Raw genomic sequence first — 14,573 nt, 5'->3', positions numbered from 1 at the left:
TCTCCTTCTGGTTCGGGGTTGACGCTGACTCACTGAGAAGGAGCCAGGCAGTAATGTTCGATCAACTGACGCAATAGACGCACTGTAGGCTGCAAACGTGACATTTCGAGATATTCGCCCGGCTGGTGCGCGCAGGCGATGTCGCCGGGGCCCAGCACAATGGTTTCGCAGCCAAGGCGCTGAAGATAAGGCGCTTCGGTACCAAATGCCACCGCTTCTGCGCTATGCCCTGTCAGACGCTCGGCCACGCGCACCAGTTCCGCATCGGCGCTCTGCTCGAATGGCGAGACTTCCGCGAACAACGGCGCGTAATCGATCCTGACCTGATGCTGCTCGGCCAGCGGCTGCAGCTTCTGGCGGATGGCGGCGCGCAGCATTTCCGGGTCCATACCCGGCAAAGGCCGTAGATCGAACTCCAGCGAACATTGCCCGCAGATGCGGTTGGGGTTGTCGCCGCCATGGATGCAGCCGAAGTTCAGGGTCGGCTGCGGCACGCTGAACTGCGGATTGTTGAACTGGGTCTGCCATTGCTGGCGCAAGCCTTTGAGCGCGCCGATGGCGTCGTACATCGCCTCAAGGGCGCTGTGGCCCAGACTCGGATCCGACGAATGGCCACTTCGGCCGAGGATTTCGATGCGCTCCATCATCACGCCCTTGTGCAGGCGAATTGGCTTGAGCCCCGTAGGCTCGCCGATCACCGCCGCGCGGCCCAGCACACCGCCGGCTGCGGCCAGGGCCTTGGCGCCGGACATGGAGCTTTCTTCGTCGCAGGTCGCAAGAATGATCAACGGCTGCTTGAAGGGCTTGTCGAGCAAGGGCTGCAGGGCTTCGATCGCCAGCGCGAAGAAACCCTTCATGTCACAGCTGCCAAGTCCTACCCAGTTGCCGTCGACTTCCGTCAGTTTCAGCGGATCGGTCTTCCACAACGCGTCGTCATAGGGAACGGTGTCGCTGTGCCCGGACAACACCAACCCGCCAGGGCCCGTGCCGTAGATCGCCAGCAGGTTGAACTTGCCGGGGCTCACTTGCTGGATATCACAGGCAAAGCCCAGATCGCCCAGCCAGGTGGCGAGCAGATCGATGACCGCCCGGTTGGACTGATCCAGCGCAGGCTGCGTGCAGCTCACCGACGGCGCGGCGATCAGGGCCGCGAACTGCTCTTTCATGGACGGCAATGGCATGGACGGCTCCTCGGTGCGGATTCCAGACCATCATAGGGTGATTGGACGGCAAGAATAAACTGTCACGGGTGATGTCCTGTACACTGCACGACCCACGCAGCTGTGTCGATTCCGGCTGCGTCATCTGATATCAGCGATAGAGCTCCTGGATTCCCGGCCATGCAAAAAGAAACCGAAATCAAACTCCGCGTCAGCCGCGAAACCCTTGCCGCCTTGCGCGAGCATCCGCTGCTGAAAAAGCGCAACAAAAGCGGCTGGGAGCGTCTGGAGCTGTTCAACCAGTACTTCGACACCCCCGAGCGCGAACTGGCCCAGGCCAAGGTCGCCCTGCGTCTGCGCAAGGATGGCGATGCGATCATCCAGACCCTCAAGACCCGCGGCCAGAGCGTTGCCGGCCTGTCCGAGCGCAACGAATACAACTGGGACCTGGCCAAGGCCAAGCTGGACCTGAAAAAGCTCGACGGCGAATGCTGGCCCGAACAACTGGCCGAGCTGGACAAGAAAACCATCAAGCCGCTGTTCACCACCGATTTCGTCCGCGAAAAAGCCGAGATCGCTTGGGGCCGTGGCAAATCCAAGGTAGTGATCGAGGCGGCGCTGGACCTGGGCAACGTGATCGTCGGCAAACAAAAGGAAGAAATCTGCGAGCTGGAGCTGGAATTGCGCGAAGGCGAACCCGCCGCACTGCTGGAGCTGGCCGCCGAGCTGGCCGAGAAGCTGCCGTTGATGCCTTGCGACATCAGCAAGGCCGAGCGCGGCTACCGCCTGTTCGACGCCAGCAGCTACTCGATCAAGCTGCCGGCGCCTGAGCTGCACGCGGAAACTTCCGTGGACGATGCCTACAGCGCACTGGCCTGGTTCCTGCTCGGCAGCAGCCAGCGTCTGGCCGAGCAGTACCGCTTCAACGGCCACTGGAACCTGCTGCAGGAATGGGTTCAGGTGCTCGCCGAACTGCGCGCCCTGACCGCCAGCCTGGGTCAGGCGGCTCCGCGTCCGTCGACACACGACCTGCGTGCGGCGCTGGACGCGCTGCTGGAAGACTGGCGCACGCTGGTCCAGGCCGGCCAGGAAGACCCGGACGTGCGCGCCGCTGCCCATGAGCAGTTCATCGAAGAGCTGGAAGACACCCGTTGGGGCCTGTTCTCGCTGACCACTTCGCGCTGGCTGATGGAGCGCAGCTGGACCGCCGAGCGTACCGGCCGTGGCAACCGCCAGGGCAACGCGATGCTCAGCAGCTGGCTGCCGCGCTTCCTGGGCGACGAAGCCACCTCGCTGAACCTGGCGCGCTACCAGCAGCAGCCTGAGGACCTGGCCGAGCAGGTGCCACGCATCGAGCGCATTCAGGTCTGGCTGCACCGCGCCCGCCAGACCCTGGAACTGCCGGAGCTGGATCGTCTGTATGGCGAGCTGAACAAGCTCGATCAATTGGCGCAGCTGGACATCACCGATGAAATCCTCAATGCCCGCGTGCAACAGACCATGACCGTGCTGCAGAGCAAGGCGTGGAAGACGCTGCTCAAGATCTGACGCCCAAGGTTCGATGCTGAACGAACTGTAGGAGCGAATTCATTCGCGAAGCGGTGTATCAGGCGATTCATCTCTGTCGCCTGATACATCTTTCGCGAATGAATTCGCTCCTACAGAGCGATAGCGTTTCCAAAATCGCCTCGCCGGCAAGCCGGACTGCTACGGGTCGGTGGATGGGCGCAGATGTTTTTGAACCGATGGCGAATTTCCCCGTCCTATCGGGGCCCGTCTCACTGGCGGTCGGTTGAGTACGCTGAAAATATTGGCAACGCTTCACTACCTGCAGGACGCAACAACTGGCACGCTTGGGACTACTCTTGCTTACCAACGAAGTAAGCCGTCTCGTCCAAAGGAGCCCGCATGTCCGTCCTTGCCCCCTCTTCCCAGGACCGCTGGCTGGATCTGAATGACCTCCTGCGCGACCTCGTCGCCCAGGGCTACCTCGACCAGGACAATGCCGAATACGCATTGACCCTGCGCCGCACTGCGCAAAACCTGCAAACCCATCCGCTGGAATTCATCGCCGCGCAGCAGTTCGACAACCTGCGCCGTCCCGGCAAGAAGCTCGATCTGGAAACCCTCACCGCCTGGCTGGCCGAACAGGCCGGGCAGCCGTACATGCGCATCGACCCGCTGAAGATCAACGTCGCGGCCGTCACGCCGCTGATGTCCTACGCCTTTGCCCAGCGCCACAAGATCCTCGCCGTGGCGGTGGATCGCGAGGCCGTGACCATCGCCAGCGCCCAGCCCTATGTGCAGGCCTGGGAGGCGGACCTGATGCATGTGCTGAAGATGCCGATCAAGCGCGTCGTGGCCAATCCGGTCGATGTGCAGAGGCTGGCGGTCGAGTTCTACCGGCTGGCCAAATCGGTCAGCGGCGCCACCGCCACCGACCAGAAGATCAGCGGCGTCGGCAACTTCGAGCAGCTGCTCAAGCTCGGCGCCAGCGATCAGGAGCCCGACGCCAACGACGCGCACATCGTCAATATCGTCGACTGGCTGTTCCAGTACGCCTACCAGCAGCGCGCCAGCGACATCCACATCGAGCCTCGTCGTGAGGCAGGTACGGTGCGTTTCCGCATCGACGGTGTGCTGCACAACGTTTATCAGTTCCCGCCCCAGGTGACGATGGCCGTCACCAGCCGTTTGAAAAGCCTGGGCCGGATGAACGTCGCCGAAAAGCGCAAACCCCAGGATGGCCGGGTCAAGACCAAGACGCCCGATGGCGGCGAGGTGGAATTGCGCCTGTCGACCCTGCCGACGGCGTTCGGCGAAAAGATGGTGATGCGGATCTTCGACCCCGAGGTGCTGCTCAAGGACTTCGACCAGTTGGGTTTCTCCAGCGACGACCTGCGCCGCTGGGAAGGCATGACCTGCCAGCCCAACGGCATCATCCTGGTGACCGGACCGACCGGCTCGGGCAAGACCACCACGCTCTACACCACACTCAAGAAGCTGGCGACGTCGGAGGTCAACCTGTGCACCATCGAAGACCCGATCGAGATGGTCGAGCCGGCGTTCAACCAGATGCAGGTCCAGCACAACATCGACCTGACCTTCGCCAGCGGCGTACGCGCGCTGATGCGCCAGGACCCGGACATCATCATGATCGGCGAGATTCGCGACCTGGAGACCGCCGAAATGGCGATTCAGGCCGCACTCACCGGCCACCTGGTGCTGTCGACCCTGCACACCAACGACGCCCCCAGCGCCATCAGCCGCCTGCTGGAACTGGGCGTGCCGCATTACCTGCTCAAGGCGACCATCCTTGGCGTCATGGCCCAGCGCCTGGTGCGGACGCTGTGCCCGCACTGCAAGGCGCCGATGGAGCTCGACGAGACAGACTGGCAAACCCTGACCCGGCCCTGGCAGGCGCCCGTCCCCAGCGGCGCCCATCGCGCGGTGGGCTGTGCGGAGTGCCGCGACACCGGCTACCGCGGGCGCGCGGGGGTGTACGAGATCATGCTGATGTCCGATTCGGTCAAATCGCTGATCACCGCCGATCTGGACCTCACCGCCCTGCGCCGCCAGGCCTTCAAGGACGGCATGCGCAGCCTGCGTCTGTCCGGCGCGCAAAAGGTTTCCGCCGGGATGACCACCCTGGAGGAAGTGCTGCGCGTGACGCCGCAGAGCGAGCAGCGCTGAAAATCGCGCCGGTGTTTATCGCATGCACAACGGCTAGAATCTGTATGGCTCCTCAACCATTGTTCAACAGGGATACGTTATGCAAATCGGTAGTGTGGTTTTACTGTTCGTCGCCTTGGCCATCGCCATTGTGTTCATGGGTTTCAAGGTCGTACCCCAGGGCTACCAATGGACCGTCGAGCGCTTCGGTCGCTACACCAACACCCTCAAACCGGGCCTGAACATCATCGTGCCGGTGATGGACCGCATCGGGCACAAGGTCAACATGATGGAGACCGTGCTCGACATCCCGCCGCAGGAAGTCATCACCTCCGACAACGCCACGGTGCAGATCGACGCCGTCTGCTTCTATCAGGTGGTCAACTGCGCCCAGGCCGCGTACGAGGTGAACAACCTACAGCACGCGATTCGCAACCTGCTGCAAACCAACATCCGTACCGTGCTTGGCTCCATGGAGCTGGACGCCATGCTCAGCCAGCGTGACGCAATCAACGAACGTCTGCTGCGCATCGTCGACGAAGCCACAGCGCCGTGGGGCATCAAGATCACCCGGATCGAGATCAAGGACATCAGCCCGCCCGCCGACCTGATGGCAGCGATGAGCGGCCAGATGAAAGCCGAGCGGATCAAGCGCGCGCAAATCCTTGAAGCAGAGGGGCTGCGCGCCTCGGCGATCCTGACCGCCGAGGGCAAGAAACAGGCGCAGATTCTGGAAGCAGAAGGCGAACGCCAGGCTGCATTCCTGGAATCCGAAGCCCGCGAGCGTCAGGCAGAGGCCGAGGCCCGCGCCACCCAAGTGGTGTCCGAAGCCATCGCCGCCGGTGACGTGCAGGCGATCAACTACTTCGTCGCGCAGAAATACATCGATGCCTTGGGCAGGCTGTCGGCCGCCAACAACAGCAAGGTCATCCTGATGCCGCTGGAGGCCAGCCAGATGATCGGCGCGGTGGGCGGCATCAGTGAAATCGTCAAGGCCACCTTCGACAAGGGCAATCTCGACAAGAGCAGGCCCGACACCGGCAAGCGAGTCTGAGCCATGTGGGACTACCTGCAAAACCTGTCGTTCTGGGACTGGCTGGGGCTGGGCACGGTCCTGTTGATCCTCGAAGTGTTCGGCGCAGGCGGTTACCTGCTGTGGATCGGTGTGGCCGCCGCGGGCGTCGGCATTCTCACTTACATCATTCCGGCCATGAGCTGGGAAGTGCAGTTCCTGCTGTTCGCGGTGTTTTCCGTGGCAACCGCGCTGTACTGGTGGCGACGCCAGCGCAGTGCGGTGCGCAAATCCGACCAGCCGGGGTTGAACATGCGCGGTTCGGAGCTGATCGGGCGCACATTCGTCGTGCACGACGCGATTATCGGCGGTCGCGGCAAGATCAAGGTGGGCGACGGTGTGTGGATGGTGGCGGGTCCTGACACGCCGGTGGGCAATCAGGTCAGAGTGGTCGCGCAGGAGGGCGCGATTCTTCAGGTAGAGGCGGCATAACGACTGGCAGTGACGGAACTACCTCCGGCTTGGACGTATCAAATCATTTCAGAACAACCAAAGTCGGAGTAACCCGTCATGCGTCTCAAACTTGCTGTAGCCACGTTAGCTCTGCTCTCCCTGCCAGTCGGTTCCGCAATGGCTGACGGCTTCCTGCGCGACATCATCTCGTCCGGTGCCACCACAGGCTCGACGTACCTCACCTTCCGCCATCACAAGCTGATCGTCGCGGCCCAGGATGACGCCGGCAGCTTCGTCGCCAGCGACGGCGCGATTCGCGGCCCTTACCTGGAAGCAGCGCTGGATCAGGTACGCAAGGACAATCCAGGCCTGAACGCCTCGGACATGGACCTGGCCAACGCGATTCTGGCGAAGAATCTGGTGGCTGAAGAGTAACTTCCTGTAAACGGCGATCTTCGTAGCAGCACGGCTTGCCGGCGGGAGCGATCTCAAGAACGCTCCCGCCGGCAAGCCGTGCTGCTACGTGATGGTGATAGATCCGAGACTCACCTGTAATCATCCACCGGCACGCAGGCGCAGAACAGGTTGCGGTCGCCATAAACATTGTCGACCCGGTTCACCGCCGGCCAGTACTTGTGCTGGCGGGTGTGGGCCGTTGGCGTGACCGCTTCGGCGATTGAGTAGGGCCTATCCCACGCATTCACTACGTCCTCCAGCGTATGCGGCGCACGCTTGAGCGGGTTGTCTTCGGCAGGCCAGACGCCCTTCTGCACCTGGGTGATTTCGGCGCGAATGCTCAGCATCGCCTCGATGAAGCGATCCAGTTCGGCCTTGGATTCGCTCTCGGTGGGCTCGATCATCAGCGTGCCGGGCACCGGAAACGACATGGTCGGCGCGTGAAAGCCGTAATCCATCAGGCGCTTGGCGACGTCTTCCTCGCTGATGCCGGTATCGGCCTTGATCGGCCGCAGGTCGATGATGCACTCGTGGGCCACGCGATCATTGCGGCCGGTGTAGAGCACCGGAAAGGCGCCGGTAAGCTGCTGCGCCAGGTAGTTCGCTGAAAGAATCGCCACCTCGCTGGCATCGGCCAATTGCGGGCCCATCATGGCGATGTACATCCAGCTGATCGGCAAGATGCTCGCACTTCCCCAAGGTGCGGCGCTGACCGCCGTGTTCTGCGCATTCGGCCCCTCCAGCGAGATCACCGGATGGTTGGCCACGAACGGCGCCAGATGCGCCTTCACGCCGATCGGCCCCATGCCCGGCCCGCCTCCGCCGTGGGGAATGCAGAATGTCTTGTGCAGGTTCATGTGCGAGACATCAGCGCCGATGTCCGCAGGCCGCGCCAGCCCGACCTGCGCGTTGAGGTTGGCGCCATCCATGTACACCTGCCCGCCGTACTGGTGGATAACTTCACAGATGTCCCGAATGCCTTCCTCGTAAACGCCATGGGTCGAGGGATAGGTCGCCATCAGGCAGGACAGATGCTCGCCAGCCGCCTGGGCCTTGGCTTTCAGATCCTCCAGGTCGACGTTGCCGTTGTCGTCGCACTCGACAATCACCACCTGCATGCCCGCCATCTGCGCCGACGCCGGGTTGGTGCCGTGGGCCGACGAGGGAATCAGGCAGATGTCGCGCTGCCCCTGTTTGCGGCTCTCGTGGTACTTGTGGATCGCCAGCAGCCCCGCGTACTCGCCCTGAGCGCCGGAGTTGGGCTGCATGCAGATCGCATCGAAACCGGTGATCGCGCACAGCCAGGACTCCAGCTCATCGATCATCGCCTTGTAGCCGGTCGCCTGTTCCACCGGCGCGAACGGATGCAGATTGGCGAATTCGGGCCAGGTGATGGGGATCATTTCGCTGGTCGCGTTGAGTTTCATGGTGCAGGAGCCCAGCGGAATCATCGATTGGTTGAGCGCCAGGTCCTTGTTTTCCAGCTGTTTGAGGTAGCGCAGCATCTCGGTTTCGCTGTGATGGGCGTTGAACACCGGATGCGCGAGGTATGGCGACGTGCGTGCGAGGCTGGCCGGGATGCCTTCGGCCACAGACTCCGCGTCCAGATCGGCGACGTTCAGCCCATGATCGGCGCCACAGAAGATATCCAGCAGCTTGTCGACCGTATGCTCGTCGCAGCTTTCATCCAGGCTCACGCCCAGCCGGCCATCGCCCAGAATCCGCAGGTTGAAATGCGCCGCGCTGGCGCTCTCCAGAATCGCCGTCTGCGCGCCGCCGACATCCAGCGTCAGGGTGTCGAAGAAGTGCTGGTTCAGCCGCTTCACTCCTTTGCGGTCAAGCCCTGCGGCGAGAATAGCCGTCAGCCGGTGCACCCGCTGGGCGATGCGCTTGAGGCCTTCAGGCCCGTGGTACACCGCGTAACAACTGGCGATATTGGCCAGCAGCACCTGCGCGGTGCAGATGTTGGAATTGGCCTTCTCGCGGCGGATGTGCTGCTCGCGGGTCTGCAGGGCCATGCGCAGCGCGACATTGCCGCGCGCATCCTTGGAGACGCCGATGATCCGCCCCGGAATCGCCCGCTTGAACTCTTCACGGCAGGCAAAGTACGCCGCGTGCGGGCCGCCGTAGCCCATCGGCACGCCAAAGCGCTGGGACGAGCCGAACACCACATCGGCGCCCATTTCTCCGGGCGGCGTCAGCAAGAGCAGGCTCAACAGATCCGCCGCCACGCAGGCCAGCGCCTGCTGCGCGTGCAACTGTTCAATCAGCGGGCGCAGGTCGCGAATCTCGCCGTGGGTGTCAGGATACTGCAGCAACGCGCCGAACACCTGATGGTTGGCGAGGTTATTCACAGCGTCGACGACCAGCTCAAAGCCAAAGCCTTCGGCGCGGGTTTGCACAACCGACAGCGTCTGCGGGTGGCAACTCTCGTCGACGAAAAAGCTGTTGCTCTTCGATTTGGCGATACGTTTGGCCAGCGCCATGGCCTCGGCGGCGGCAGTCGCTTCATCGAGCAAAGAGGCGTTGGCCATCGCAAGGCCGGTGAGGTCGATGGTCATCTGCTGGAAATTGAGCAGCGCTTCGAGCCGGCCCTGGGCGATTTCAGGCTGGTAAGGCGTGTAGGCGGTGTACCAGCCGGGATTTTCCAGCACGTTGCGCAAAATGACATTCGGCGTGACGGTGCCGTGGTAGCCCATGCCGATCAGGCTGGTCCAGATCTGGTTGTGTTCGGCGTGAGCACGGAGCTTGGCCAGGGCGGCCTGTTCGCTCAGTGCAGGCGGTAAATCCAGAGCGCGATTGAAGCGGATGGCAGGCGGAACGGTCTGTTCGATCAGTTCGGTGCGGCTGGCAACGCCCAGGGCGTCGAGCATCGCTTGCTGCTCGGTGGCATCGGGGCCGAGGTGGCGGCGCAGAAAGCTGTTGGGGTCGTGTAACTGGCCAAGGGATGGCGACGTAGACATGACGGCCTCTCTCTTTTGGACGACTGAAGCTGCGACGGGCAGAGCTTTAGAGTCTAGAAAGGGATTGGCGGTTGTGTGGAGAAAACCTTGGTGAGGTCTGTGGGAGCCGGCTTGCTGGCGAATACGGTGTGTCATTCACCCATGGGGTGTCTGACCTGACGCATTCGCCAGCAAGCCGGCTCCCACAAATCATTACTCGCCGATGGAGGCCTTGTAGGCAGCGGCGTCCAGCAGCTTGGCCAGATCAGCCTGAGCGTTGCTTGGCTTGAGTTTGAAGATCCAAGACTCGTACGGTTGTTCGTTGAGCGACTCTGGCGAATCCGACAGGTCTTCGTTGACCGCAATGACTTCACCGGCGATCGGCGAGTAGATGTCGGAAGCGGCCTTCACAGACTCGACCACGCCAGCGGCGTCAGTTGCAGCGAAGACCTTGCCGACTTCCGGCAGCTCGACGAACACCACATCGCCCAGCGCTTCCTGAGCGTGGTCGCTGATACCCACAGTCACGGTGCCATCAGCTTCCAGGCGCGCCCATTCGTGGCTTTCGGCAAAACGCAGGTCGGCGGGAACATTGCTCATATTTTTTATCCTCTCTACATCATCAGGTCAGCGGAAAAACCCGCCAGGGATGGCTTTAAAAATGGGGTCAGATCAAGGCTTTGCCATGGCGCACGAACGTCGGCTGGACCACCCGCACCGGGTACCACTTGCCGCGAATTTCCACTTCGGCCCGGTCGCCCGTGGTCATCGGAACGCGCGCCAGCGCAATCGACTTGCTTAGCGTAGGAGAGAAACTACCACTGGTGATCTCTCCTTCGCCAACTTCCGCTATTCGGACGACCTGATGGGCACGCAGAACGCCACGCTCTTCTAGGACAAGTCCTACAAGCCTGAACTCCACGCCCTTCGCCTTCTCGGCTTCCAACGCCTGGCGGCCAATGAAGTCGCGATCTTCCGGCGTCCACGCCACGGTCCAGGCCATGTTGGAGATGAGCGGTGAAACCTGCTCGTCGATTTCCTGACCATAAAGGTTCATACCGGCCTCCAGACGCAGCGTATCGCGCGCGCCCAGGCCGATGGGCGAGATGCCAGCGCCGACCATGTCGTTGAAGAAACTGCAGGCCTGCTCGGCGGGCAGGATGATTTCCAGGCCGTCCTCGCCGGTATAACCGGTACGCGCAATGAACCAGTCGCCTTGCTGTTGGCCTTCGAACGGCTTGAGGGTGTGAATCAGTTCGGCGCGGGCCTGGGTGACCAGCTCGGCGATTTTCTGCCGGGCATGCGGGCCCTGGATGGCGAGCATTGCGAGTTCGGAGCGGTGGGTCAGGTGCGCGTCGAAGCCGGCCAGATGAGCGTTCATCCAGGCCATGTCCTTGGCACCGGTGGCGGCGTTGACCACCAGCCGATAACCGTCATCGGTCTGGTAGACGATCATGTCGTCGACGATGCCGCCGTTAGTGTCGAGCATCGCGCTGTAGAGTGCACGGCCGACGCCCTGCAATCTGCCGACATCATTGGCTAGCAGGTGCTGCAACCAACGCTTGGCGTCACTGCCTGACACGTCGATGACATGCATGTGCGACACGTCGAAAATCCCGCAGTCGCGGCGCACCTGATGGTGCTCTTCGACCTGCGAGCCGTAGTGCAACGGCATATCCCAACCACCAAAATCGACCAGCTTCGCGCCGAGGGCGAGGTGCAGGTCGAAGAGGGGCGTACGCTGTCCCATGGGTTTCTCCTTCCGGGCTTGGCGAAGGCGCGGTCCGACGAACTCCAGGCAAATCCCCCGTGACTTGGGGTATGAAACCTTTGCTAATTTGCGGAATTGTCTGACAGACCACGCCGATTGCGGCGCATTGTAGCCGCAAGGTTGTGACCCCGCACCTAGGCGATGGGTCTGGCCGAACGTCTGATCAGGCCAATGACCGGTAGTAAACCGACAAGCACCAGCGTCAGTGCCGGCAACGCGGCACGTGCCCACTCGCCCTCACTGGTCATTTCAAAAATCCGCACCGCCAGCGTGTCCCAGCCAAACGGGCGCATCAGCAGGGTGGCGGGCATTTCCTTGAGCACGTCGACGAACACCAGCAATGCCGCGCTCAGCGTTCCCGGTAGCAGCAGTGGCAGATAAATCTTGAAAAACAAACGCGGCCCACTGACACCCAGGCTGCGTGCTGCCTCGGGCAATGACGGGCGAATTCGCGCTAGGCTGCTCTCCAGCGGCCCGTAGGCGACCGCGATGAATCGCACCAGATACGCCAGCACTAGCGCCGCCAGGCTGCCGAGCAACAGCGGCTTGCCCGCCCCGCCCAGCCAGGCGGAAAGCGGCACCACCAGTTCACGGTCCAGATAACTGAACGCGAGCATGATCGACACTGCCAGCACCGAACCCGGTAACGCATAGCCGATGTTGGCCAGGCTCACACCCGAACGGATGGCACGGGTCGGCGCCAGGCGCCGGGCAAACACCAGCACCATGGCCACGCTGACCGTGAACAGCGCCGCGATCCCGCCCAGATACAGGGTGTGGATGATCAGGCCGGTGTAGCGCTCGTCCAGATCGAAACGCCCGCGCTGCCACACCCAAACGACCAGTTGCAGCAGCGGCACGACGAAAGCGCAGGCGAACACCAGCCCGCACCAACCGCTGGCAGCAGCGGCCTTGATGCCCTTCAGGTGATACAGCGCCTTGACCCGCGGCCGTTCATTGCTCGGCCGGCTCGCCCCTCGCGCCCGCTGCTCGCCATAGAGCACCAGCATCACCGCCAACAGCAGCAGGCTCGCCAACTGGGCCGCGCTCGACAGGCTGAAGAAACCGTACCAGGTCTTGTAGATCGCCGTGGTGAAGGTGTCGAAGTTGAACACCGACACCGCGCCGAAGTCGGCCAGGGTTTCCATCAGCGCCAGCGCCACGCCAGCGCCGATCGCCGGCCGCGCCATGGGCAGCGCCACGCGCCAGAAGGCCTGCCAGGGCGACTGCCCGAGAATCCGCGCCGCCTCCATCAGGCCCTTGCCCTGGGCGAGAAAGGCGGTACGCGCCAGCAGATAGACGTAGGGGTAGAACACCAGCACCAGCACGATGATCACCCCGCCGGTGGAGCGTACGCGGGGCAGGCGCAGGCCGCTGCCGAACCATTCGCGCATCAGGCTTTGCACAGGCCCTGCGAAATCCAGCAGGCCGACGAAGACGAACGCCAGCACATAAGCGGGAATCGCGAACGGCAGCATCAAGGCCCAGTCGAGCCAGCGCCTGCCGGGGAATTCGCACAGGGCGGTGAGCCAGGCGAGGCTGACGCCCAACAGCATCACGCCGACCCCGACGCCGAGCACTAGGGTCAGCGTGTTGCCGAGCAGGCGCGGCATCTGGGTTTCCCACAGGTGACCCCAGATTTCATGATCGATGCTCTGCCAGGAAAACAGCAGAACGCTCAGCGGCAGCAGCACCAGCGCGGCGATGGTGAAGACCAGGGGATACCAGCGGCGCTGGGCGGGATGGGCCAAGGGATAGATCTCAGGAGATATCAGAGATGAGCGGCGATCTCTGTAGGAGCGAATTCATTCGCGATGCGGTGGTACATCCGATAAATAGATGTCGGATGTACCGGCCATTCGCGAATGAATTCGCTCCTACAGGGTTGGCGTACAACATAAAAACGGCGTTTGGAGAGCGGTTAATTCCAACCAGCGCGATCCATCATCTTGATCGCTTCAGCCTGACGGCGACCGGCGATTTCCACCGGGATGGTATCGGCCTTGAACGCACCCCAACTGGCGACTTCTTCAGATGGCGCGACTTTCGGGTTGGCCGGGAATTCCTGGTTGATGCCGGAGAAGATCGCCTGCGCATCCGGGCCGGTCATCCATTCGACCAACGCCTTGGCGGCCTCAGGATGCGGCGCATATTTGGTCAGGCCGATCCCCGAAAGGTTCACGTGCACGCCGCGATCGGACTGATTCGGCCAGAACAGGCGCACGGCCAGATCCGGGTTCTGCTTGTGCAGACGGCCATAGTAGTAAGTGTTGACCACACCGACGTCGCACTGCCCGGCGTTGATCGCCTCAAGCACCGCGATGTCATCGGAGAACACGTCGGTGGACAGATTGTTGACCCAGCCCTTGAGGATCTTCTCCGAGGCTTCGGCGCCGTGGGTTTCGATCAGCGTGGCGGTCAGCGACTGGTTGTAGACCTTCTTCGCCGTGCGCAGGCACAGACGCCCTTCCCACTGCTTGTCAGCCAGCGCTTCGTAGGTGGAAAGCTCTTCGGGTTTGACCCGGTCGGTGGAGTAGGCGATGGTCCGCGCGCGCAGGCTCAGGCCGGTCCAGCTGTGGGTGGAGGAGCGATATTGCGGCGGGATGTTGCTGTCGATCACAGGCGAGGTGAACGGCTGCAGGATGCCCATCTGTTCGGCCTGCCAGAGGTTGCCGGCGTCGACGGTCAGCAGCAGGTCGGCGGTCGCGTTCTGCCCTTCTGCCTTGATGCGCTGCATCAGCGGCGCTTCCTTGTCGGTGATGAACTTCACCTTCACGCCGGTCTTGGCGGTGTAGGCGTCGAATACCGGTTTGATCAGTTCATCGATACGGGAGGAATACACCACCACTTCGTCGGCAGCCTGTGCGGTATTGCCGAGCACGGCCAATGCCAGGGCAGCCAGAAGTCGCTTGCTCGCCTGCATGCTGAGGTCTCGTCTTTGCGGAATGAGGCGAAATGGTAGTAAATCTCATCAACGAAATCCGTGCGGAGCCGTTACCAGATGTTGCAACGGCGAATGCACGGCGGATTTCTGTAGGCGCGAATTTATTCGCGAAAATGCGTCAGACGATGGAGATGTGTCGGATGCACCACCGTATCGCGAATAA

11 protein-coding genes are annotated in these 14,573 nt (G+C 62.3%); 5 read left to right on the top strand and 6 right to left on the bottom strand.

The window, feature by feature from the left end; genetic code table 11:
- Positions 1-29: 29 nt before the first annotated feature.
- Entirely contained in the window at positions 30-1,181 is a 1,152-nt protein-coding gene (gene argE, locus AC1MEK_RS14955; RefSeq protein WP_480397066.1) for an acetylornithine deacetylase, read from the bottom strand.
- 159 nt (positions 1,182-1,340) lie between these two features.
- On the opposite strand from argE, the gene AC1MEK_RS14950 reads away from it, so the two are divergent.
- From AC1MEK_RS14950 to AC1MEK_RS14930, 5 genes are all read left to right on the top strand, one after another.
- On the top strand, positions 1,341-2,708 hold the full coding sequence (locus tag AC1MEK_RS14950) for a CYTH domain-containing protein (protein WP_480397065.1): 1,368 nt from the start codon (positions 1,341-1,343) through the stop codon (positions 2,706-2,708).
- Between the two features lie 360 nt (positions 2,709-3,068).
- Positions 3,069-4,853, top strand: coding sequence for a type IV pilus assembly ATPase TfpB (tfpB, locus tag AC1MEK_RS14945; RefSeq protein WP_480397064.1), 1,785 nt, complete (start codon positions 3,069-3,071; stop codon positions 4,851-4,853).
- Positions 4,854-4,932: 79 nt separating this feature from the next.
- Positions 4,933-5,886 (top strand): SPFH domain-containing protein, encoded by a 954-nt coding sequence (locus AC1MEK_RS14940; RefSeq protein ID WP_480397063.1) that lies wholly within the window; start codon positions 4,933-4,935, stop codon positions 5,884-5,886.
- A gap of 3 nt (positions 5,887-5,889) precedes the next feature.
- The gene (locus tag AC1MEK_RS14935) at positions 5,890-6,336 is read left to right on the top strand and encodes an NfeD family protein (protein ID WP_480397062.1); all 447 of its coding nucleotides are present in this window, start codon (positions 5,890-5,892) and stop codon (positions 6,334-6,336) included.
- A gap of 78 nt (positions 6,337-6,414) precedes the next feature.
- Positions 6,415-6,732 (top strand): DUF2388 domain-containing protein, encoded by a 318-nt coding sequence (locus AC1MEK_RS14930; RefSeq protein ID WP_274136770.1) that lies wholly within the window; start codon positions 6,415-6,417, stop codon positions 6,730-6,732.
- Between the two features lie 110 nt (positions 6,733-6,842).
- Here the strand turns inward: AC1MEK_RS14930 and gcvP are convergent, their stop codons facing one another.
- The 5 genes from gcvP to AC1MEK_RS14905 form a co-directional block, all read right to left on the bottom strand.
- A complete protein-coding gene (gene gcvP / locus AC1MEK_RS14925) occupies positions 6,843-9,716 on the bottom strand; it encodes an aminomethyl-transferring glycine dehydrogenase (protein WP_480397061.1) in 2,874 nt (957 codons plus the stop codon).
- A 192-nt stretch (positions 9,717-9,908) separates the two neighbouring features.
- Positions 9,909-10,295: a glycine cleavage system protein GcvH gene (gene gcvH / locus AC1MEK_RS14920; RefSeq protein ID WP_480397060.1), complete on the bottom strand. Its 387-nt coding sequence runs from the start codon at positions 10,293-10,295 to the stop codon at positions 9,909-9,911.
- Between the two features lie 67 nt (positions 10,296-10,362).
- Positions 10,363-11,445 carry a glycine cleavage system aminomethyltransferase GcvT gene (gene gcvT, locus AC1MEK_RS14915; protein ID WP_480397059.1) on the bottom strand — a complete coding sequence of 361 codons (1,083 nt, stop codon included), beginning with the start codon at positions 11,443-11,445 and terminating at the stop codon, positions 10,363-10,365.
- A 155-nt stretch (positions 11,446-11,600) separates the two neighbouring features.
- The gene (locus tag AC1MEK_RS14910) at positions 11,601-13,217 is read right to left on the bottom strand and encodes an ABC transporter permease (RefSeq protein ID WP_480397058.1); all 1,617 of its coding nucleotides are present in this window, start codon (positions 13,215-13,217) and stop codon (positions 11,601-11,603) included.
- A gap of 170 nt (positions 13,218-13,387) precedes the next feature.
- Positions 13,388-14,389, bottom strand: a complete 1,002-nt coding sequence (locus AC1MEK_RS14905) for an extracellular solute-binding protein (RefSeq protein WP_480397057.1) — start codon at positions 14,387-14,389, stop codon at positions 13,388-13,390.
- Between the last annotated feature and the right edge of the window lie 184 nt (positions 14,390-14,573).

It is taken from the genome of Pseudomonas sp. 2, assembly GCF_056627435.1.
This window is presented reverse-complemented; position numbering and strand designations above follow the sequence as displayed.